Source organism: Arthrobacter sp. U41, assembly GCF_007679325.1.
Classification (GTDB): domain Bacteria; phylum Actinomycetota; class Actinomycetes; order Actinomycetales; family Micrococcaceae; genus Arthrobacter.
On sequence record NZ_VEGI01000003.1, the window covers coordinates 237369 to 256096 of the forward strand.

At 66.4% G+C, this 18728-nt stretch carries 22 protein-coding genes, 1 tRNA gene and 1 riboswitch; of the genes, 14 read left to right on the forward strand and 9 right to left on the reverse strand.

What is annotated here, in order from left to right:
* Positions 1-35 precede the first annotated feature (35 nt).
* The 4 genes from FS787_RS12425 to FS787_RS12440 all read right to left on the reverse strand — a co-directional run bounded on the left by FS787_RS12425 (position 36) and on the right by FS787_RS12440 (position 2813).
* Positions 36-803, reverse strand: coding sequence for an SCO1664 family protein (locus tag FS787_RS12425; RefSeq protein ID WP_144672717.1), 768 nt, complete (start codon positions 801-803; stop codon positions 36-38).
* A complete protein-coding gene (locus FS787_RS12430; protein WP_144672718.1) occupies positions 803-1357 on the reverse strand; it encodes a DUF3090 domain-containing protein in 555 nt (184 codons plus the stop codon). Before FS787_RS12430 ends, FS787_RS12425 begins: the two co-directional genes overlap by 1 nt.
* 24 nt (positions 1358-1381) lie before the next feature.
* A complete protein-coding gene (locus FS787_RS12435) occupies positions 1382-2074 on the reverse strand; it encodes a histidine phosphatase family protein (protein ID WP_144672719.1) in 693 nt (230 codons plus the stop codon).
* Between the two features lie 487 nt (positions 2075-2561).
* On the reverse strand, positions 2562-2813 hold the full coding sequence (locus FS787_RS12440) for a hypothetical protein (RefSeq protein WP_144672720.1): 252 nt from the start codon (positions 2811-2813) through the stop codon (positions 2562-2564).
* Between the two features lie 708 nt (positions 2814-3521).
* Between FS787_RS12440 and FS787_RS18000 the strand changes: the two genes are divergently transcribed.
* From FS787_RS18000 to FS787_RS12450, 3 genes are all read left to right on the forward strand, one after another.
* Positions 3522-3695 carry a hypothetical protein gene (locus tag FS787_RS18000; protein ID WP_186329183.1) on the forward strand — a complete coding sequence of 58 codons (174 nt, stop codon included), beginning with the start codon at positions 3522-3524 and terminating at the stop codon, positions 3693-3695.
* Between the two features lie 196 nt (positions 3696-3891).
* Positions 3892-4269: an Imm8 family immunity protein gene (locus tag FS787_RS12445; protein WP_144672721.1), complete on the forward strand. Its 378-nt coding sequence runs from the start codon at positions 3892-3894 to the stop codon at positions 4267-4269.
* A gap of 28 nt (positions 4270-4297) precedes the next feature.
* Positions 4298-4711, forward strand: a complete 414-nt coding sequence (locus tag FS787_RS12450) for a hypothetical protein (RefSeq protein ID WP_144672722.1) — start codon at positions 4298-4300, stop codon at positions 4709-4711.
* A gap of 488 nt (positions 4712-5199) precedes the next feature.
* On the opposite strand, the gene FS787_RS12455 is transcribed toward FS787_RS12450, so the two are convergent.
* Positions 5200-5289: transfer RNA gene (locus tag FS787_RS12455), tRNA-Ser, on the reverse strand.
* Between the two features lie 172 nt (positions 5290-5461).
* Here FS787_RS12455 and FS787_RS12460 point away from each other — a divergent pair.
* The 4 genes from FS787_RS12460 to FS787_RS12475 are packed head-to-tail and all read left to right on the forward strand — an operon-like array spanning position 5462 to position 9451.
* Positions 5462-6511, forward strand: a complete 1050-nt coding sequence (locus tag FS787_RS12460; RefSeq protein WP_144672723.1) for a zinc-binding alcohol dehydrogenase — start codon at positions 5462-5464, stop codon at positions 6509-6511.
* 4 nt (positions 6512-6515) lie between these two features.
* Positions 6516-6914 (forward strand): 6-carboxytetrahydropterin synthase, encoded by a 399-nt coding sequence (locus FS787_RS12465; RefSeq protein ID WP_144672724.1) that lies wholly within the window; start codon positions 6516-6518, stop codon positions 6912-6914.
* 7 nt (positions 6915-6921) lie between these two features.
* Positions 6922-8190, forward strand: coding sequence for a glycosyltransferase (locus tag FS787_RS12470; protein ID WP_260982532.1), 1269 nt, complete (start codon positions 6922-6924; stop codon positions 8188-8190).
* Positions 8191-8194: 4 nt separating this feature from the next.
* Complete coding sequence (locus FS787_RS12475; protein ID WP_144672726.1) at positions 8195-9451, forward strand: DNA glycosylase AlkZ-like family protein; 1257 nt, start codon at positions 8195-8197, stop codon at positions 9449-9451.
* A 55-nt stretch (positions 9452-9506) separates the two neighbouring features.
* Here the strand turns inward: FS787_RS12475 and FS787_RS12480 are convergent, their stop codons facing one another.
* On the reverse strand, positions 9507-10010 hold the full coding sequence (locus FS787_RS12480; RefSeq protein ID WP_144672727.1) for a nucleoside deaminase: 504 nt from the start codon (positions 10008-10010) through the stop codon (positions 9507-9509).
* Positions 10011-10072: 62 nt separating this feature from the next.
* Here FS787_RS12480 and FS787_RS12485 point away from each other — a divergent pair, with 62 nt between their 5' ends.
* The 3 genes from FS787_RS12485 (at position 10073) to FS787_RS12495 (ending at position 12051) form a co-directional block, all read left to right on the forward strand.
* The gene (locus tag FS787_RS12485) at positions 10073-10933 is read left to right on the forward strand and encodes a phosphatase PAP2 family protein (protein ID WP_260982533.1); all 861 of its coding nucleotides are present in this window, start codon (positions 10073-10075) and stop codon (positions 10931-10933) included.
* Between the two features lie 12 nt (positions 10934-10945).
* Complete coding sequence (gene upp / locus FS787_RS12490) at positions 10946-11581, forward strand: uracil phosphoribosyltransferase (protein WP_144672728.1); 636 nt, start codon at positions 10946-10948, stop codon at positions 11579-11581.
* Positions 11582-11673: 92 nt separating this feature from the next.
* A complete protein-coding gene (locus FS787_RS12495) occupies positions 11674-12051 on the forward strand; it encodes a glyoxalase superfamily protein (RefSeq protein WP_144672729.1) in 378 nt (125 codons plus the stop codon).
* An 18-nt stretch (positions 12052-12069) separates the two neighbouring features.
* Here FS787_RS12495 and FS787_RS12500 read toward each other — a convergent pair whose 3' ends face one another.
* The 3 genes from FS787_RS12500 to FS787_RS12510 all read right to left on the reverse strand — a co-directional run bounded on the left by FS787_RS12500 (position 12070) and on the right by FS787_RS12510 (position 15492).
* Positions 12070-12855 (reverse strand): hypothetical protein, encoded by a 786-nt coding sequence (locus tag FS787_RS12500; protein ID WP_144672730.1) that lies wholly within the window; start codon positions 12853-12855, stop codon positions 12070-12072.
* A gap of 1 nt (position 12856) precedes the next feature.
* Positions 12857-13043, reverse strand: a riboswitch (cyclic di-AMP (ydaO/yuaA leader).
* A 115-nt stretch (positions 13044-13158) separates the two neighbouring features.
* Positions 13159-14748: a HAMP domain-containing sensor histidine kinase gene (locus tag FS787_RS12505; RefSeq protein WP_260982534.1), complete on the reverse strand. Its 1590-nt coding sequence runs from the start codon at positions 14746-14748 to the stop codon at positions 13159-13161.
* 3 nt (positions 14749-14751) lie between these two features.
* Positions 14752-15492, reverse strand: coding sequence for a response regulator transcription factor (locus FS787_RS12510; RefSeq protein ID WP_144672731.1), 741 nt, complete (start codon positions 15490-15492; stop codon positions 14752-14754).
* A gap of 625 nt (positions 15493-16117) precedes the next feature.
* Between FS787_RS12510 and FS787_RS12515 the strand changes: the two genes are divergently transcribed.
* The 4 genes from FS787_RS12515 to FS787_RS12530 all read left to right on the forward strand — a co-directional run bounded on the left by FS787_RS12515 (position 16118) and on the right by FS787_RS12530 (position 18671).
* Positions 16118-16981 carry a winged helix-turn-helix domain-containing protein gene (locus tag FS787_RS12515; protein ID WP_144672732.1) on the forward strand — a complete coding sequence of 288 codons (864 nt, stop codon included), beginning with the start codon at positions 16118-16120 and terminating at the stop codon, positions 16979-16981.
* A 142-nt stretch (positions 16982-17123) separates the two neighbouring features.
* Positions 17124-17327: a dodecin family protein gene (locus FS787_RS12520; RefSeq protein ID WP_024366200.1), complete on the forward strand. Its 204-nt coding sequence runs from the start codon at positions 17124-17126 to the stop codon at positions 17325-17327.
* A gap of 55 nt (positions 17328-17382) precedes the next feature.
* On the forward strand, positions 17383-17910 hold the full coding sequence (locus FS787_RS12525) for a histidine phosphatase family protein (protein WP_144672733.1): 528 nt from the start codon (positions 17383-17385) through the stop codon (positions 17908-17910).
* A gap of 152 nt (positions 17911-18062) precedes the next feature.
* The gene (locus tag FS787_RS12530) at positions 18063-18671 is read left to right on the forward strand and encodes a DUF6479 family protein (RefSeq protein WP_144672734.1); all 609 of its coding nucleotides are present in this window, start codon (positions 18063-18065) and stop codon (positions 18669-18671) included.
* Positions 18672-18728: the final 57 nt, after the last annotated feature.

Here is an 18728-nt window from a genome sequence, read left to right on the forward strand (position 1 = left end):
TGAGACAGCCTGCGAAGCCCGTAGCCGTAGCTCCCCTAGAACAGCGGCCAGGGCACCGCCGACATCTCACCGCTCGGAGCCGGAAACCGCCCTGCCAAACGCAACCGGGCGCAGCGCGCGGCGAGCGATGCGATTTCCTCGGCGCTGAGCAGGTCAGCCAAGCTTCGGCCCAACTCACCGTCCAGTCCTGCGCTGACACGGTCGATGCCCTCAAGCTCCTCGACTGTCAGAACGTCTCCCCGCCACCCCCACAGCACCGTACGCAGCTTGTGGTCACGGTGAAAGGTAAGCCCGTGGTCCACGCCGTGCCGGTGTCCGTCTGACATGGCAAGGATGTGATCGCCTTTGCGGTCGGCGTTGTTCACGACGACGTCGAACACCGCCATGCGTCTGAGCGCCATAGTGTCCTCGTGAACGAGGGCGACCATCCGTCCGGTCTCATCCTGACCCTCGAGGACGTGTTTCCAACCGGTCTCCGGTACGTCGTCCGACGGAACGAGGTCCACGGCGTTCTGGTCGGGGTCTGTCTCCTGCCACAGCTGCACCATTCCTTCGCCTAACGGACCATCTCGCAGCCAGGTGTGTGGCACGACGTTCCAGCCAAGGGCCTCCGAGACCAGGTAGGCGGAAACCTCCCGGTGGGCAAGGACGCCGTCGGGAAAATCCCACAGCGGTTTCTCTCCGGCTATCGGCTTATAGACAACGGTGGTGTCTCCGATACTGCCCACGAAGGTGGCGTTCGACGCCGTCGTAATGCGCCCGGTGAGCGTCAGCTCGGCCGTCACCAGGTCGGGCGACGGCATCAGGCCTCGGGAAGGGTGCAGACGTGCCCGTCGGCGTCTATGGGGTAACCGCAGAGCGGGCACGCGGGACGCCCGGCGCCCACAACCTCTCGCGTGCGCTTGGCAAATGCGCGGGCGGTGCCAACCGGCATCCGCACCAGCAGCATTTCGGGTACGTCGGCGTCATCCTCATCAAGCGATTCGTCGTCGTTATCGGCGTCGACATCGGTGATCGGGTAGGCCTCTATCACGATCTGCGCGGTCGTCGGGTCCCAACCTAAATTCATGGCGCCCGTCCGAAACTGCTCCTGAACGGCTTCGAGCTGGTCATTGTCAACCAGTTCAATGGGTGTGCTGGCGGGAACGCTGTGGGGGTTGCCCTCGACGTCGCGAAGCTGATCGAGGATCTCGTCGATCTTCTCCGCGAGCAGGGCCGACTGCTGCTTCTCCATGGCGATACTGACGATCTGGTTCCCTGCCCGCACCTGCAGGTAGAACGTCCGTGCCCCGGGAAGGCCAATGGTGCCAACGACGACCCGATCAGGCCAGTCGAACTCATGAACGCGTGTAGGCATAAGAGCATTTTAGGCACAGGCGCTTCATGGCGCCTTTTGCCCTGCACCGCCGCCCACCGGCGCATCGCCAGAGCGGATGCCGTTCGAGAGCCACGACAGATCACCCGCGTCGGTGTTAGTCGCGTAGACGCTCGGCCGGCTGGCGGCGTACCGCACGATCGATACGGAGGCGGGGCCCACGTTAATACGCTGGAACAGGTCAAGGTGCATGCCGAGCGCGTCGGCGAGGATTGACTTGATGATGTCACCGTGACTCACCGCCACCCACACGGCCTCTGGCCCGTACTCGGCTTCGAAGGCTGCATCGTGGCGTCGGATCGCTGCCACGGACCGAGCCTGCATCGCGGCCATGGATTCACCGCCGGGAAAGACGACGGCGGACGGTTGCGACTGCACAACCGGCCACAACTCCTCCGTCGCGAGATCACTGAGCGTTCGGCCCTGCCACTGGCCGTAATCGCACTCGGTGAGATCGAGCTCGACCGGCGCGTGCGGTGTGCCAGTCTGGCGGTCGAGGATGAGCTGGGCAGTCTGCTGACAACGCTCAAGAGGGCTCGACACCACCCCGACCAAGGGCACGGCCGCGAGCCGGTCTCCGGTCAGAGCCGCTTGGGCCCGCCCGATCTGGTCCAGGCTGACGCCGACGGCCCGACCCGCCAGCAGTCCAGTGGCATTGGCCGTGGTGCGGCCGTGCCGCACGAGAATAACTGTCGCCATCCACCCAGCCTAACCACCCGCTCGATGGCGGGGTGAACCGTCCCGGGTCGGGCGCGAACAGGCAGATAATGCACTAGCGGGACCCGTCAAGCACGCCGACGCGCTCAACGCCGCCCAGACGGACTCGGCAGCCAATGAACGGGCCGATGGCAAAGCAAAGGCCCCTGCTTCCCTTGTAAACAAAGGGAAGCAGGGGCCTCGCTATCTGGCGGTGACGGTGGCACTGCGGACGTGGCATCCGGCAGGTTATACGAAGTTCTAGGGGGTTATGCGGATTTTCGTATAACCCCCTAGAACTTCGTATAACTCGGTATAACTGCGGTCTTGCTGCGGGGTTGAACCCGGCGGAACCCCTATGGCCCGGGCCAGGTGAATATGGCAGTTTGACTTAGGACCGGTGTGACGGCTGGAACGACCGATGTCATCCCTTCGTCCAGACCAAGACCAGGGAACGCGACATTAGATCCGAAGGACACCTCCTGTCGGGCTACTGTAGATTGTCCGGGACGCCGAACCGCCTTCCAATGAGTACGCGAATGGCCGCGAGTAGAGGCTGATCTTCCAGCGCAATGCCATCGCCCCCGTAATGCACACCCGTTTCGTCACCCACTGCTTCTATGTCAAAAAGGTTGAGGACGTCGGCCACGCGAACCTGATACTCGGTGGCGGTCATTTGGCGAGACACACGAACTGGAATTGTGCTGAGTTTGCGCGCGACCTTAGCGGCGGATTCATTCATGGGCGCACTCTTGCATGGCGTTCCGCCATTTCACAAGGGGGGCTTCGGACCTGGCCCGGGAGTATGAGGCGACAATAGGCTCGCGGGAGCTGGGCCCATCCTCCCGCGGCACCCGCCGGCAAAACCCCGTCGGCGCAGGTTCCTATAGCGGCGGATCGTCCTGACACCCACCAGGCTGCTGGCAGCTTCTTCGCCCGAGAGTGCGCAGTCAATCCACAACATAATGACCGTTATGTTGTGGGCGTTGATGTCAGGAGCGGGCCGGCTCCGAAGCGACCGGATCACGGTCTGACTCTGATCCACGCTCCTGTCAGAAACGGCCAACGCATTTGGCCCCACGGATCTCCGGCCGTTGGCGGGATCCTCTTACTGAAGAAGAGTCAGGGCTCCGCCCCATAGGACCAGAACCAACCCCAGGAACGCCACGGCAGCAGCGATCTTGCGACGTCGTCCCAGGGGTGCGCCCTTTAAGCGAGGATCTCTTGCTCCGTACACGGATGCGGTGACTCCAATAGCCACTCCTACGATGATCAGTACCAAGTTCACAATCAACCTTCGTCCGCAGAGAGTAAGGGCTATCAAGCGTAGGTGACGCTAAGCGCGCCTAGCCGGAGCGACCCCCGCGAATAGAAGACTTGTTCACATGTGCATAACCTTGTGGAGAACGTGTGTTCGATAAATGTCCAGCATCCGTCCTAAAATTGAAGCGTGATCAAGACAGGCTCTCCCGAGGACATGGACCGGATGGTCGCGCGCCTGGACGCCGACAAAGTCCGTCCGATGGACGACACCTCGCCGATCCGGGACTTCCCGAAGTACGGCCGCCCCCTGGTGCAGGTCGGTGAGATCTACGGCAAAGCCGTGGCCTGGTCACACAGCTAGGGCCTGATCGAATGGCTGGATGCCTCCGGCAAGTATCACCTGGGCTGGGCGCAGTCAGCGAACATCAAGCGCGTGACTGCAGAGGAGTAGCAGGGCAGCAGCGGGCTTTAGCGGGTGAGTCGTCGCAGCTGCCGGTTGTGATGTGCTCCGCCAGATACCATCCGATTATCCAAACCAAACCTGGACAGGTGAAGGCATGCTCGCAGAGGTAAAGCAGTTTCAGTGGACCGACATCGAGGATGACGCTGTCGCTCCTGACTTCCCGACTCTCCTGGAGATGTTCGTGACGTCGCCCGGCCACGCGGCGGTCCTGCGGTACGAGGTCGCCGTGACAACGATAGAGGAACTGACGCTGCGGATGGACTCCCAGCCCTGCATCGCCGGGCATGGGCAGGTGATTGTTGCCGAGTTTGATCGTCAAGCTATCGAGTCCTTTCTTCGGTCCTCGGTGGCCCAAGTGTCCGCTGATTCCTGGGAGGAGCTGGATCTTGCACTGGGACGGTTCGGGAGGTCTGAGTTCAACATGACGGATGCATATTGGACTCCGGATCCATGGGGGGATCCTGCCACGTAGGCCGGTTCGCGCGTGCGAGACTGACACTGTGACCATCGACCTCAAAGCCATGCTGCATCGGGTCGTTGCTGAGATGTTCGACGAGAATTTCACGGTGGAAGATACGACTGCCGGCGATGATCCCTCGCGCCCCGCAGTCCGCGTGATCAGCCATCTAGAAGAGGGCCGAACCGCAATCATCCGGGCCTCTTACGTGTGGATGGAGGCTTTCATTCCCGAACTGAACGTGCGGGCATCCAGCAGCCCTGACGAAGATGACGTGGAGCAGGACAAGGAAGATGAGCTTCGAGGGATCTGCCTTGTTATGCGGGCCTATCTTCGGGGCGAAGGGCGCATCGAACAACGGCGGCGGTGGTTCCGCCGGGGTACGGTCCCGGTCCTGATCATCGACGTGGACGGCCACCAGTGGCGTCTTGGCCGGAATTGGGGGTCGGTGAGCTAGCCGAGGTGAGCTTAGCTGGGTCGCCTCGCCGTGGCCGCGGATGTCGAGCTCACGCATCGTCGCCCAGGCACTTCTTATAAGTAGGGTTCCCTCCGCTGAGAGACGCCCGGCTGCCGACAGAGGCCCGCAGGAACCCCCGAAAGGGCCGTCCCCTTACTCGTCTAGTTCGAAGTCGAGATCAAGGTCCCGTGGTGTTCTCAGTCGCCGCCAGGTTGAAGCGACCCCGGCGGTGGGCAGGGTTGAAGCAATGGGCATCCGGTCCACGGTGAGCGGGGCAGGGTGACTCCCGAGGCCGTGACGAGGCTGGCTCAGATGGAGCTTCCATCTCTAAGGTGAAGGATCTCGAAGCCGCCGCAGGGACAGGCGGCGCGGCTCCCGCGCGTGCATTAGCATCCCGTTTCGGCGGCAGCCCTCGAAATAATGCACCAAAAATGCACCACGAAGCGTCCGGAAATGCAGAAAACCCCCGGTTTCCCGGGGGTTTTCATTGGCGGTGACGGTGGGATTTGAACCCACGTTGGCTTTTACACCAAACAACATTTCGAGTGTTGCACCTTCGGCCGCTCGGACACGTCACCAACCTGACTAGGGTACCGGAGCAAAGCGCTCATCCACAAAACGGCGGCCCCGCCGCCCGCGAACGGGACCCCGCCGCCCGCGAACGAACCCCTGCGAACCCGCCACCGGCGGCGCGCCCGTGCCGCCGGCACTTCCGCGCACCTGCGGCAGGGGACTAGATTCATAAGCAAGATGAGTACTTCAGACCAGCTACCTGCACAGCACGCCACCGCCACCGCATATTGGACCGTCGGCCCCGAGAAGGGGGAGCTCCGGCGCGAGGACCTGCCGGCCCCCGGCCCCGGGGAAGCACTGGTCCGCACCATGTTCTCCGGGATCAGCAAAGGCACCGAGCTGGTGGTTCACAACGCCCGCGTCCCGGAATGCGTGGCCGAGGAAATGGCCGCGCCGAACCAGGAAGGCTCGTTCCCGTCCCCGGTGAAATTCGGCTACCTCTCCGTCGGCGTCGTCGAGGACGGCCCGGCTGACTGGCTGGGCAAAACGGTCTTCTGCCTGTACCCGCACCAGGACCGTTACATCGTCCCGGTGGAGTCGCTCACGGTGGTCCCGGACGATGTTCCCGCCCGCCGCGCCGTGCTGACTGGCACCGTGGAGACCGCGATCAACGGGATCTGGGAGGCCGGGCCCCGCCTGGGCGACCGCGTCGCCGTGATCGGCGCCGGCCTCGTCGGCGGCATGGTGGCCAAGCTCCTGGCCGGTTTCCCGCTCGGCCGGCTGCAGCTAATCGACATCGACCCCGCCAAGCGGGCGTTCGCCGACACACTCGGCGTCGAGTTCAGCCATCCCGACGACGCCCTGCCGGACTGCGACATCGTCATCCACTGCTCCGCCTCGGAGGCAGGCCTGGAGCGCGCCCTGCAGCTCGCGGGCGACGACGGCGACGTCATCGAAATGTCCTGGTACGCCGACCGCAAAGTCAGCGTGCCGCTGGGGGAGGACTTCCACGCCCGCCGGCTCTCCATCCGCGCCAGCCAGGTGGGCGTCGTGGCCCGCGCGCGCCGCCACCGCCGCACCAACGCCGACCGGCTCCGGCTCGCCGTCTCGCTGCTCTGCGATCCCGGGTTCGACGTGTTCCTCACCGGATCCTCCGCCCTCGACGAGCTGCCCGACGTCGTCCAGCAGCTTTCCGACGGCACGCTGGACGCGCTCTGCCACGTCATTGAATACCCCGTCATCGACTATCCCGCCACCGAATCCGCCACAACAGAAGGCCCGAGGTAACTACGTGTTCAGCCTGACCGTCCGCCGCAATTTCATGATCGCCCACAGCCTCCCGCGCCCGGCGTTCGGCCCCGCCCAGGGCATGCACGGCGCCACCTTCGTCACCGAAGTGACCTTCCGCCGCCGGACCCTCAACGAGGATTCGATTGTCCTGGACATCGGCGAGGCAGGTGACGTGCTGGATTCGATCCTCGAGGGCCTCAATTACAAGAACCTGGACGAGCACCCGGACTTCGCCGGCAGGCTCAGCACCACCGAAGTACTGGCCCAGTACGTGGCCGACGCCGTGACGGCGAAAATCCGCTCCGGCGCCGACGGCCGGGAACTGGCCGGACTGGACGTCACCCTGCGCGAAACCCCCGATGCCTGGGCCAGCTATTCACTCGACTTCGAAGCCAGCTAGGACTCCGGTGCCGGCCAGGCAGACGGCCCAGCCCGGCGGCCCCCGGCTCCGGCTCGTGGTGCCCGGGAACGTGCGCCACAATTCCGGCGGCAACGTCTACAACGCCGCCCTCGCCCGGGAGCTCGCGGCCCTGGGCGTTGAAGTGGAGACCTGCCAGGTCGACGGCGGCTGGCCCGTCGGCAGCGCGGCGGACCGGAAGCGGCTGGCCGCGCTGCTGTGCGACGACGGCGGAGCCGCCGGGCGTGCAGCTGGAGCCGCCAGGAATTCCGACGCCGGGCACGCCGTCACGCTTGTTGACGGGCTCCTCGCCTGCGGAGCGCCCGACGAGCTGGAAGCAGCCGCGGCCGCCGGCCGGCTCGCCTGGATCCTGCTGCACATGCCGCTTGACGACACCGGCCTGAACGAAACCGGGCTGGAACTCCGGGCGCTGCGGGCGGCGGCCGGGGTGATCTGCACCAGCACATCGGCCGCGGCCGGGATCCGGGCCAGGCACGGGCTGGATGATGTCCTGGTTGCCCTGCCCGGGACCGACGCCGCCGCGCTGGCCGCCGGATCTGAGCCGCCGCATCTCCTGGCCGTCGCCGCCCTGCTGCCGAACAAGGAACAGTCACTGCTCCTCGACGCGCTGTCACACCTCACGGACCTGCCGTGGACGGCGTCGCTGGCAGGCTCCGACACCGCGGACCCGGCCTATGCCGCGCAGCTCCGGGACACCGTCACCCGGCTGGGCCTGCGGGACCGCATCCGGATCCCGGGGGAGCTGAGGGGCGCGGAACTCGAGGCGGAATGGGCCGCGGCGGACCTCAGCCTGCTCATCTCGCGGGCGGAGACCTTCGGACTGGTGGTCACGGAGTCGATTGCGCGGGGTATCCCGGTGGTGGTCCGGGCCGGCACCGGTGCGGTGGAAGCCCTCGCGGCCGGCACGCCAGCGCCAACACCCGGTCCACCTCCCGCACCGACTCCCGCAAGGGCGGACGCGCCACCCCCCGCGCCCGCGGACAGCGTACCCGCCCTGCCGGGCACCGCCGTCGCCCTCGGCGCAGACCCGGCTCCCCTCGCGGAGGTGCTGCGGCGCTGGCTGTCCGACCCCGGGGTCCGCACCCGCTGGCGGGCCGCGGCGGTGGGCGCCCGGGACCGGCTGCCCGGCTGGGACACCACGGCCCGGGCCGTGCGGGACGCCGTGACGCCGGACCGCCTGGCCGGTCAACGGTCAGCCGCCCCGGAGGAAAATCCGGCGCCGGAACATTCCCCTGCGCACCACACGGGTGGACAATGACCTAATGACGCCCCAGCCCCTGACCACGCAGCCCCTGACGGCGAACGCGCCGCCGGCCCGGACGCTCACCCGGGAGCGGCTCCGCGCCTGGGCCTGGCACAAACAGGGACTGGACGGCTCCCTGGCCGGCTGCACCCCGGAGCAGGTGTTCGCCCGGGTCGGCTGGGCGCGTTCCGTCGGAGGCGCCAACCCCTACCTCACGCTTTTCGCCCGGTCCGGCATCCGCCGCGAACGGGTGGACGCCGACGTCCTGGCGCGCCGGATCCTGGAACTCCCGGCGGCCCGCGGCTGCACCTACGTCCTGGGCCGCGAGGACTTCGCCTGGGCGTTGCAGCTCGGACAGGACGCCGCCGAGGCCGCCGTCAAAGTCGTGGGCAGGCTTGGTGTGGACCGCGGTGAAATCGCGCTGCTTGAGGAGCAGGTGCTGCACACCCTCGCCGAGGCCACCGTCCCGCTGGATCCCCGGCAGCTCAAGGACGAACTCGGCGAATCCGTGCGGAACCTCGGCGAGGAAGGCAAGAAAAAGGGTGCCACCACCACACTGCCCACGGCCCTCGGCATCCTGCAGTCACAAGGCAGGATCCGCAGGGTCCCGGCCAACGGGCGCCTCGACCAGCAGCGCTACGCCTACGAACTCTGGAACCTGCCACCGAGCCCGCTCGACGCCGACGACGCCCGGGCCGAGCTGATCCGCCGCTACCTGGCCTGGACCGGCGGGGCCACGTTCAAGCAGTCGCAGTGGTTCACGGCGTTCACGGTAGCCCAGAGCAAGGCGGCGCTGGCCGCGTGCGGCGCCGTCGAGGTTCCCACCGCCGCCGGGGAGACGCTGTGGATGCTGCCCGACGACGTCGAACAACTTGCCGCGTTCGAGGAACCGGCCGATGAGCAGATCCAGCTCCTCGCCGGAACCGACTCCCTCGCGTTGCTGCGGCGCAACGCCGCCGACCTGCTGGCCGACGAGGACCAGCACATCAAAGCGCTGGGCTCGCTGGCGCTCCAGGCGGACCTGCCGGACCATCCCATCGTCGACCGGGGCCGGATCATCGGGCTGTGGCAGTACGATCCCGGGAAGGAACGGATCGTGCCCTGGCTGTTCCACGGGACCACTGACGCTGTGAGCAGGCGGATCGCCGACGTCGAGGACTGGATCCGTGAGGACCTCGGCGACTTCCGGGCCTTCAGCCTCGACTCACCGGCCACCCGGCAGAAGCGGATCGACGGCCTGGCGGCAGCCGCGGCAGGCGCCTCAGCCGGCAGTTAGCGCGGCGGGGACACCGCCGGCAAACCGCGATGGCAAGGGTTCAGGGTTCAAGCGTTCAGGTGCCGCGATGCCCGGCAAAGAATTCCCGCAGGAGCGCAGCGCACTCCTGCTCCCGGATGCCGCCATACACTTCCACCCAGTGGTTGAGCCGGCGCTCGCGGAGGACATCGAACACGGAGCCGGCGGCCCCGGCCTTCTCGTCCCACGCACCAAACACCACCCGCGGAATCCGGGCCAGCACCACGGCCCCGGCGCACATGGCGCAGGGTTCCAGCGTCACCACCAGGGTGCAGTCCGCCAGGCGCCAACCGTCACCAGGATTGCCGCCTTGGTTTTCGAGTTCCCGCAGCCGCGCCGCAGCTGCGCGGATGGCCACCATCTCAGCGTGCGCCGTCGGATCCCCAAGCGCCTCCCGCTCGTTGCGTCCGGCGCCGAGCACGGCGCCGTCGGGACCGATGACGACGGCGCCGATCGGCACGTCCGCCGTGGCCAGCGCGGCACGCGCCTCGGCGAGGGCAAGGCCCATCCATTCGGCATGCCGCGGCTCGGGGGAAGTCATGGCTCAATGATAGTTTCGAACACTAAGCAAGCTGTGCAGCATGGAGCAGGCAGGAGACAGAAGTGAGTACGTTCACTGAGCGCTGGGGCAAATGGGTGGTCCCCTACGCGGCCTTGTGGATCACCATGCTTGTGGGCGGCGCGATCGTCGTTGTGCTGGCGCTCCTGGGCGCCGAGGTGTACGAAAGCGTCGTCGACGAGGCGGGACTGGCGAACCTGGACAAACCGGCCCTGGCCCTTGCCGAGGACCTGCGCACGCCTGAGCTGAATGCCGCGGTCACGGGCTTCACGAATGTCGGCGGAAGCATCGGGATGCCGATCCTCGCGAGCATCCTCACCGCGTGGCTCACCTGGGTGAACCGCACGTGGCGGCCGATCATCCTGGTCTGCGGCGCGGCCGCCGTGTCCATCAGTGCCACGACGTTCAGCAAGGACCTTGTGGGCCGTTCGCGCCCGGATTTCATCAACGCCGTCCCGCCGTATGAGACCTCCCCGTCCTTCCCCAGCGGCCACGCCCTCAATTCCACGGTGGTCATCGGCGTCCTGGTCTATTTGACCTGCCTGCAGCTGAAAAAGACCTCGGCGCGCATTGCCGTGATCGCCGCGGGACTGGTCTTTGTCCTGGCGATGGGACTGAGCCGGGTCTTCCTGGGCCATCACTGGATGACCGATGTGATCGCCGCCTGGCTCCTGGGCCTGGCCTGGCTGGGCATCGTGATCCTGGCCCACCGGCTGTTCCACGTGATCCGGCACCGGGAGCATGCCGGCCCCGCACCAACGTTTGACCACCCCGCGCACCTCCGTGAGGGCCGTGCCAGTTCCCCCGGCGGGGGAGAGGAGAGCACCGACGGCAGCAGCACTCCGGAGAGCAAGGACGACGTCGGCGCCCGCGGCTCAACGGGGAGGCCCCCGGCCGCCGGGTGATAGTTTTGACCCATGCGCACTTTCGTTGTGGACCACCCGCTGGTCGCCCATAAGCTCACCGTTCTGCGGGACAAGAACACTCCGTCCCCGGTCTTCCGCCAGCTCACCGAGGAACTCGTCACGCTCCTGGCGTACGAGGCCACCCGCGACGTCCGCACCGAACCGGTCACTATTGAGACGCCGGTCAGCACCACCATCGGCACCGCTTTTACCAAGCCCACCCCGCTGGTGGTCCCCATCCTGCGGGCCGGGCTCGGCATGCTCGAGGGCATGACCAAGCTGGTCCCCACCGCCGAGGTCGGCTTCCTGGGCATGGCCCGCGATGAAGAGACCCTGGACATCATCACGTATGCCGAGCGCCTGCCCGAGGACCTCACCGACCGGCAGATCTTCGTCCTGGACCCCATGCTGGCCACCGGTGGCACGCTGCGCGAGGCCATCAAGTTCCTCTTCAAGCGCGGCGCCTCGGACGTGACCTGCATCTGCCTGCTGGCCGCTCCGGAAGGCCTGGCGAAACTGGAGGAAGAGCTCTCCGACGCCAACGTGACAATCGTGCTCGCCTCGATCGACGAGAAACTCAACGAGAAGTCCTACATCGTCCCCGGCCTGGGCGACGCCGGCGACCGCCTCTACGGAGTGGCCGGGTAACCACCCTCCGGGCGTGGAACCAGTCCGCGGCGGGTTCCACGGGCTTGGGATTGCCCTACCGGAAACCCCCGTCCGGGACTAGCCTGTGCCCCATGGACTGGAAACTCGAACTTGTGTTTGTCCCGGTATCCGATGTGGACCGCGCCAAGGATTTCTATGTCAACAAGGTGGGCTTTAACGCCGACTTTGACGAACGTCCCATGGACGGCATCCGTTTCGTCCAGCTGACCCCGCCTGGCTCAGGGTGTTCGATCGCCATTGGGGAGGGCCTCACCGACGCCCCGCCGGGCACCGCCCCCAGCCTGCAGCTTGTGGTCAGCGACATCCAGGCCGCCCACCGGCAGCTCAAGGGCAACGGCGTGGACGTCAGCGACGTCGACGTCCAGGACTGGGGGCACTTTGTCTACTTCGCCGATCCCGACGGCAACAAGTGGGCTGTGCAGTACATTCCCAACCGCCCCAGCGGCTAGGCCGCGCCTGCCCGGTGTTTAGTACCAGTTGTTGGCGTAGTGGAAGTTCAGGGCCTCACACGGGGAGCCGTAGCGGTCCTTGACGTACTCCAGGCCCCAGTTGATCTGGGTCCGGTAGTTGGTCCGGTAATCGGCGCCCGCGCTGGCCATCTTCTCGGCCGGCAGGGACTGGACCACTCCGTAGGCCCCGCTGGTGGGGTTGGTGGCAGTTGTCTCCCAGTCCGATTCCTTGGTCCAGAGCGTCTTGAGGCACTGCATCTGGCTGGGGGCCCAGCCATAGGAACCGAGCTTGCTCGCCGCGTAGGCCTGCGCGCCGGCCGGATCATTGACGGCCACAGGAGCGGGCTTCTTCGCGGGCTTTTTTGCAGGCTTCGCCGCGGGCTTTGGCGCGGCCTTTGGTGCGGGCGCCGCGGCCTTTGCCGGCTTCGCCGCTGGGGCCTTGGCGGGCTTGGCCGCGGGCTTTGGCGCGACCTTCGGAGCGGTTGTGGGGACCTGGTTATCGGCCCGGACGCGTTCGAAGTCGAGGGGTGTCAGGGGATTTGCCGCGGTGGGTGCCGCCGTGGTACTGCCCGCGGCGGCATTGCGGGCGGATGTCTCCGAAGCCTGGCCGGCCGCACCGACCCCCACCAGCACCGCGCAGGCGGCGGCCACCACGGCCGTCCGGCGGCCGGTGGCACCGAAGTTCCTGGCAAACCGGGACAGGGCCGAAGCGGGCTTGGCTGGTTCGGCGCGGTGGCGCGACGTCTCGGGGCGGGTGTTCATTGCATCGCCGTCACGGCGCGTTTGTGCCTTGAAATCAGTCATGAATGCCTCTCAACGCCTGCGGAGTTAGCTGTCGGGTTCGGATGAGGACATCCGGCCGCACGGAATCTCACGTGTCGGCTTCACCCCAAGGGTGCATGATGCAGAAAAATGCCCGGGAACTCTGGGTCCCCCGCCTCTGCCTCGTCCAGCGGTATCCGGGAGGCGGCAGAGTTTGGCGTGCATCCGGATATGCGGCTCCAGTGATGGCCGCACCCTAAAAACCGTACAGGACCTGCACGGAGAAGTCACATTTGGGTAACGGAAATCACGACGGCGGTGAGGCGGCTTGCGCTGCCCGCCCAGTCAGGACTGTGGTTTGGCCCCAGGCAGCCGCACCGTAAATTCCGTCCGGCCCGGGACGGATGTCACCCCTACAGTCCCGCCGTGGGCGTTGATAATCGACTGCACAATCGACAGTCCCAGCCCGCTGGTTCCCTCGGCGGACGCGGCGGACGCGGTGGTTGCGGTCGCGGCCGCAACGGAGGGCATGGCCGGGAGCCGCGGCGGGCGGAGCGGCAGGTGAGGCACGGGCTGCCGGGTGCGCGCCGGCGTCGTGGCGGCCGCCGGATTCTTGCGGGCGGCGTCCGCCCGGGTAAAACGCCCAAAGACGCGGCCCACGAACTCGGGGGCGATCCCGGGGCCGTTGTCCGTCACGGTCACCACGGCGCTTCCGTCCGGGGCACGTTGCACGCCGGTGACCACCGTTGTGCCGGGGCCCGTGTGCTTGCGCGCGTTGGAGAGGAGATTGGCCAGCACCTGGTGGAGCTGGGTCGCGTCGCCGCGGACCACCACGGGCTCTTCGGGAAGCTCCAACTGCCAGGCGCGGTCCGGGGCCATCACTTTTTCGTCGCTGACCGTCTCGACGGCCAGCTGGGTGAGGTCCACGTCGCTGAGTTTGAGCGGCTGGCCCTCATCCAGCCGGGCGAGGAGGAGCAGGTCCTCCACCAGTGTGGTCATCCGCTCGGACTGGCTCTGCACGCGGGCCAGGGACTTTTCGCCGTCGGGCGTGAAGTGTTCGGTCATCCGCATCAGCTCGGTGTAGCCGCGGATAGCGGTCAGGGGTGTGCGGAGCTCGTGGGAGGCATCCGCCACGAACTGGCGGACCTTCATCTCGCTCTCCTGCCGCGCTTCCAGCGCGTTCGAGACGTTGTCCAGCATCAGGTTCAGGGCATGGCCCACGCTACCCACCTCGGTTCCCGGATGGGCGGCCGAGGCCGGGACCCGGACGGCAAGTCCCACTTCTCCGGCGTCGAGCGGGAGGCGCGAGACCTGCGTGGCCACCTCGGAGAGCTGATCGAGCGGCTTCATGGTCCGGCGGATCAGCGCCGTCCCGGCCAGGCCGATCACCACAAGGCCGCCGGCGGACACGAACACCGTGGTCCAGACCAGGGAGGCCAGGGTGCTCTGCTTCTCGGCGAGTGGCAGTCCGGTCACGATCACGTCGCCGTCGGGGGCCTCCGTGGCAACCAGCCGGTACGCGCCGGCGGACAGCATCAGGTCCTCCGGCGCGCTTCGCGGGGTGAGCTCAAGGAGGGCGTCGTCGTCGTCATGGGTGAGGGACTCGCGGGTGCCGTCCTCCGCGAGGAACCCGGCGCTGCGGACCGAGTCGTCGTCGATCCTCGCGTTCAGGGTGCCGATGCGGGCTTCAAGGGGGTCCGCCCGGCCGCCGGAGCGGCCGAAATCGCGGGCGCGGGCGGCGGCCTGCGCCAGCTGGTTGTCGAGCTGCCGGGTCAGGAAGAAGTCCATCGAGGCGTAGCTGGCGATGCCGATCGCTCCGCAGATCGCCACGAGCAGGGCCATGGCGACGAGGACGAGTCGGGTGCGCAGGTGCCATGTGGACGGATCGCGCCAGTTGAGACCGGTGGGGCGGATCTCGCCGGAGCGTTCAGGCACGGATCAGTCCGCCGGTTTCAGGACATAGCCTGCGCCGCGCACGGTGTGGATCATGGGCGGGTGGCTGGCGTCGACCTTTTTGCGGAGGTAGGAGATGTAGAGCTCCACGATGTTGGCCTGGCCGCCGAAATCGTAGTCCCAGACCCGGTCCAGGATCTGGGCTTTGCTCACGACGCGTTTCGGGTTCTCCATGAGGTAGCGCAGCAGCTCGAACTGGGTGGCCGTGAGGTGCAGTTCGTCGCCGGCACGCCGCACTTCCCTGGTGTCGATGTTCAGGACGAGGTCCCCGACCACCAGTTCGGCAGTGTCCATCGCGGCCACTCCGGAACGCTGGACCAGCCGGTGCAGCCGTAGCAGCACTTCCTCCATGCTGAACGGTTTGGTCACGTAGTCGTCCCCGCCCGCGGCCAGCCCGGTGATGCGGTCCTGGACGTCGTCCTTGGCCGTCAGGAACAGGGCCGGCACCTCGGGCGCGAAGGCGCGGATTCTGCCAAGAAGCTCAACGCCGTCGAACCCCGGAATCATGACGTCGAGCACCAGCACGTCGGGGCGGAATTCCTTGGCAAGCTTCACTGCTTCGGGCCCGTCCGCGGCGACGGCCACCGACCAGCCCGCCATGCGCAGGCCCATGCTCATCAGCTCGGAGAGGCTGGGCTCATCGTCCACCACCAGGGCGCGGATGGGGGAGCCATCCGGATGCGAGAGCTGGGGGAGATTGTTGGTCATGGAGTGCGGGGTGGCCATGCGACTACTCTCCGATCTGCCGGTTAGGTACGGCTTTGGGGATCCTGTGCGGCACCTGTGAATCCCAGCCTAGCGAGCTGGACATGCCCGGAACCGCAGGTCCGGCAGCGATTTTGAGGAAATCGGGATGACCACTCTGTGGGACGACGGGAGGCCGAAACTAAGCAGGCGAACCGTTTCGCAGTGTTGGCTTACGGTGAATCATTTTGAGGATTCGGGGAAGTCTTCCGAAGTATCTTCGGCCCAGACTCGCAACGTGAGCCCTTCAGACCAAAACGATTGTTATTTTATCGACGGGGCAGAATTGTGATCTGCGCTACAATTCCCGTCTTCGTCTCAGATGGTGGACTTTCGGGTCCATTGTTACTTGCAAGTTTTCATTGTTACGTTGCACACTTCATTTGTGAACAAGAACTCAACAGCACCTGCAGCCGCAGTTTTTTGGACCGGTGCACCCGCCGGTCCTGAGAAGCACTGTTGTCGAATGCACGCCTAACTTTTACACCCCAAAGGTTTCTAGGCATTCGCCCCCAGCCCAGCGTAGGGCGTCCCTCCCCAGTTTCATTGCGGGGAAAAGTAGCATTCGAGCCGCGATGACGGCCATTCACATTGAGGTAAGCAATCCATGTCAGTTGCATCCGGATACGTCCACATCTCCGTCCGAAACGCCAGCAAGGCCGGCCAGCCCTCCGGTATCCGCCAGGGCTTTGGCGGCCGCGCGTCCCTCGCTCCCGCCGGATCCGGCAACAGCTACCCCGCCCCGGGCTTTGCGCCGCAGGGATACAACCCCAACTCCTATGGACAGCTCCGCGCTGTTCCGCCGGCACCGGCCACGGCCCCGACGCCCGTGATTGCTCCGGGTGATGGCGCTGCAGTCCGCCCCGTCCCGAGCGACAATGTGGCCCGCGGCTTCGTGCTCTACATGGGCATCGACGAGGAAACCGCGGCGGCTGCCGGGACCTCCATTGCCAAGCTGGCCCAGGAGATCCGGGCCTACGCCCAGTCCTTGGTCTCCGGCGCCGAAAGCTACGCCGCCGTCGCCGTCGCCCCGGCCAGCGCTCCGGGTTCCGCGCTCGACGTCGTCCGTTCCACCTTCGGTGACCCCACGGTGGGCGCCCGCCAGCGGTCCGAAACGTCCCGGCTGCAGCAGCCGCAGGACCCGCGTCCCTCCGGAGTGCTGATTGACCTGGCCCGCCGCGAGGTGGCGTTGGACGGCGAATCCCTGAACCTGACGTTCAAGGAGTTTGAGCTCCTCAACTACCTCGTGGAGAACGGCACGCGCACCGTGGGCCGCGACGAACTGCTCGAGGGACTGTGGCGCAATGCCGAAGAGGTTCCCAACGAGCGCACCATCGACGTCCACATCCGCCGTCTGCGCTCCAAGCTCGGCCGCCTCGCCAACACCGTGCGGACGGTCCGCGGCCAGGGCTACCGCTTCTACGAGCACCCCGAGGTTGTTGTCTGGGCCGCTCCGGAATACTCGATCTAGCTTTCAGCCCGCGCAAAAGCGCCCGTCCCTTAGCTGGGGCGGGCGCTTTCGCGTTTGCGGCCGTTTGGTGGGTTAGGACTCTGTTGCGTTTCCTGGCTCCGGCGTAGTCTCGGATCGTTGAGCCGACTATTGGGAGGAAGACATGTCTGTTGCACGGATTACTACCCTGAGCGCGAATTCCAAGACCTCGTTTGATGCCGCCATTAAGGAGGGCGTCGACAGGGCCAACAAGACCCTGCGCAATGTCACGGGGGCGTGGGTGAAGGAACAGAAGGTTGAAATCAGCGACGGCGCGGTGGTTGCCTGGCACGTGGTGCTGGAAGTGACCTTCGTTCTTGACGACTGAGCGACCGCTGACGGGATGCGCGCCCGGGGACTAACCACCGCACTAGGATTGAGCCATGAGCGCGCATCACATCAAACGGCTGGTGATCATGCGGCATGCCAAGTCGGACTGGCCCGGCGGGGTTGCTGACCACGACCGGCCGCTCGAAGAGCGCGGCCACCGCGATGCCCCGCAGGCCGGAAAATGGCTGCTGAAGCATGGCATGGTCCCCGATTTCATCCTCTGCTCCAGTGCCTTGCGCACGCGGCAAACGTGCACCTGGGTGTGCAGCGCACTCGGCGACAAAGCGCCGACGCCGAAGCTCGAGGACGGGCTCTATGCCGCCTCGGCGAAGCGGATGCTGACGGTCATCAACCACGTCCCGGACACCGTGACCACCCTTATGGTGATCTCGCACATGCCCGGCGTGCAGGACCTTGCCATGCACCTTGCCTCCCGGGACTCGGACCACGACGCCTACATGGACGCAGCCACGCGGTACCCCACCAGCGCGCTCACCGTCATGGAGACGGAAAAGACCTGGGCCGAACTGGACGGCCAGGACGCCAAGCTCACGCATTTCAAGGTTCCCCGGGGCAAATAGCGCCCCGGGGCTCCGGCGCGGGAGCGCGCCCTTCCCGATGTTCCGGTGCATACCCGCGATCGTCCAATGCATGGTCATGCAGGTAAATCTGCGGTTTACTGATGCTGTTTACTCGTGGACTTATGGCGATCGAGAGAAAAGGCGGAATCATCGTGGATTCAGGACAGCTTATCGGGATCATCATCGGCGTCGTTGTGGTGCTTGCGATCATCGCGGCGGTGACCATGTCCAGCCGCAAGCGCAAGGCGGAAGCGGACCGCGCCAAGGCAGTCGAAATGCGTGAACAGGCCAAGTCCGAGGAGATCGGCGCGAGGGAACGCGAGGCGCAGGCCGCCCGCGCCGAAGCCGACGCGAAGCAGGCGGAAGTCGAGGCCGAGCGGCTGCGGGAGGAGGCCCGCGGACGGCAGCAGGAAGCCGAGAAGGTCCGTTCCGGTGTGCAGGATCAGCTGCGGAAAGCTGACGAACTGGACCCTGATGTTGTCACCACCGAGCGCGACGCCCAAGGAAAGCAGCTGCCCCGGGACGCCGCCGGCAACGAGGAGCTCCGCCGCGACCGCAGCGCCCGGAACCCCGCCTCCAGCGGGCAGACCACCCCTCCCGACGGCGGTCAGGTTCCCGACAGCCCGAAGCACACCGAGCCGGCCCCTGATTCGCAGGCTCGTAACGAGCAGGCCCGTAACGAGCAGGCCCGTAACGAGCAGGCTCGTAACGAGCAGGCCCCCACCAACGAACCCCGCGGCGACCAGCCCCGGAACCTCTGACCGCCCATCCGCGGCTTAATCCCCGGCACGCAGGCCCGGTTCGGCGGCGGAGCAGGG

Excerpts from the sequence above, each read along its gene's own strand:
- FS787_RS12425 (WP_144672717.1), bottom strand. The coding sequence starts at position 803 with ATGCCGTCGCCCGACCTGGTGACGGCCGAGCTGACGCTCACCGGGCGC.
- FS787_RS12430 (WP_144672718.1), bottom strand. The coding sequence starts at position 1,357 with ATGCCTACACGCGTTCATGAGTTCGACTGGCCTGATCGGGTCGTCGTT.
- FS787_RS12435 (WP_144672719.1), bottom strand. The coding sequence starts at position 2,074 with ATGGCGACAGTTATTCTCGTGCGGCACGGCCGCACCACGGCCAATGCC.
- FS787_RS12440 (WP_144672720.1), bottom strand. The coding sequence starts at position 2,813 with ATGAATGAATCCGCCGCTAAGGTCGCGCGCAAACTCAGCACAATTCCA.
- FS787_RS12445 (WP_144672721.1), top strand. The coding sequence starts at position 3,892 with ATGCTCGCAGAGGTAAAGCAGTTTCAGTGGACCGACATCGAGGATGAC.
- FS787_RS12460 (WP_144672723.1), top strand. The coding sequence starts at position 5,462 with ATGAGTACTTCAGACCAGCTACCTGCACAGCACGCCACCGCCACCGCA.
- FS787_RS12475 (WP_144672726.1), top strand. The coding sequence starts at position 8,195 with ATGACGCCCCAGCCCCTGACCACGCAGCCCCTGACGGCGAACGCGCCG.
- FS787_RS12480 (WP_144672727.1), bottom strand. The coding sequence starts at position 10,010 with ATGACTTCCCCCGAGCCGCGGCATGCCGAATGGATGGGCCTTGCCCTC.
- upp (WP_144672728.1), top strand. The coding sequence starts at position 10,946 with ATGCGCACTTTCGTTGTGGACCACCCGCTGGTCGCCCATAAGCTCACC.
- FS787_RS12495 (WP_144672729.1), top strand. The coding sequence starts at position 11,674 with ATGGACTGGAAACTCGAACTTGTGTTTGTCCCGGTATCCGATGTGGAC.
- FS787_RS12500 (WP_144672730.1), bottom strand. The coding sequence starts at position 12,855 with ATGACTGATTTCAAGGCACAAACGCGCCGTGACGGCGATGCAATGAAC.
- FS787_RS12510 (WP_144672731.1), bottom strand. The coding sequence starts at position 15,492 with ATGGCCACCCCGCACTCCATGACCAACAATCTCCCCCAGCTCTCGCAT.
- FS787_RS12515 (WP_144672732.1), top strand. The coding sequence starts at position 16,118 with ATGTCAGTTGCATCCGGATACGTCCACATCTCCGTCCGAAACGCCAGC.
- FS787_RS12520 (WP_024366200.1), top strand. The coding sequence starts at position 17,124 with ATGTCTGTTGCACGGATTACTACCCTGAGCGCGAATTCCAAGACCTCG.
- FS787_RS12525 (WP_144672733.1), top strand. The coding sequence starts at position 17,383 with ATGAGCGCGCATCACATCAAACGGCTGGTGATCATGCGGCATGCCAAG.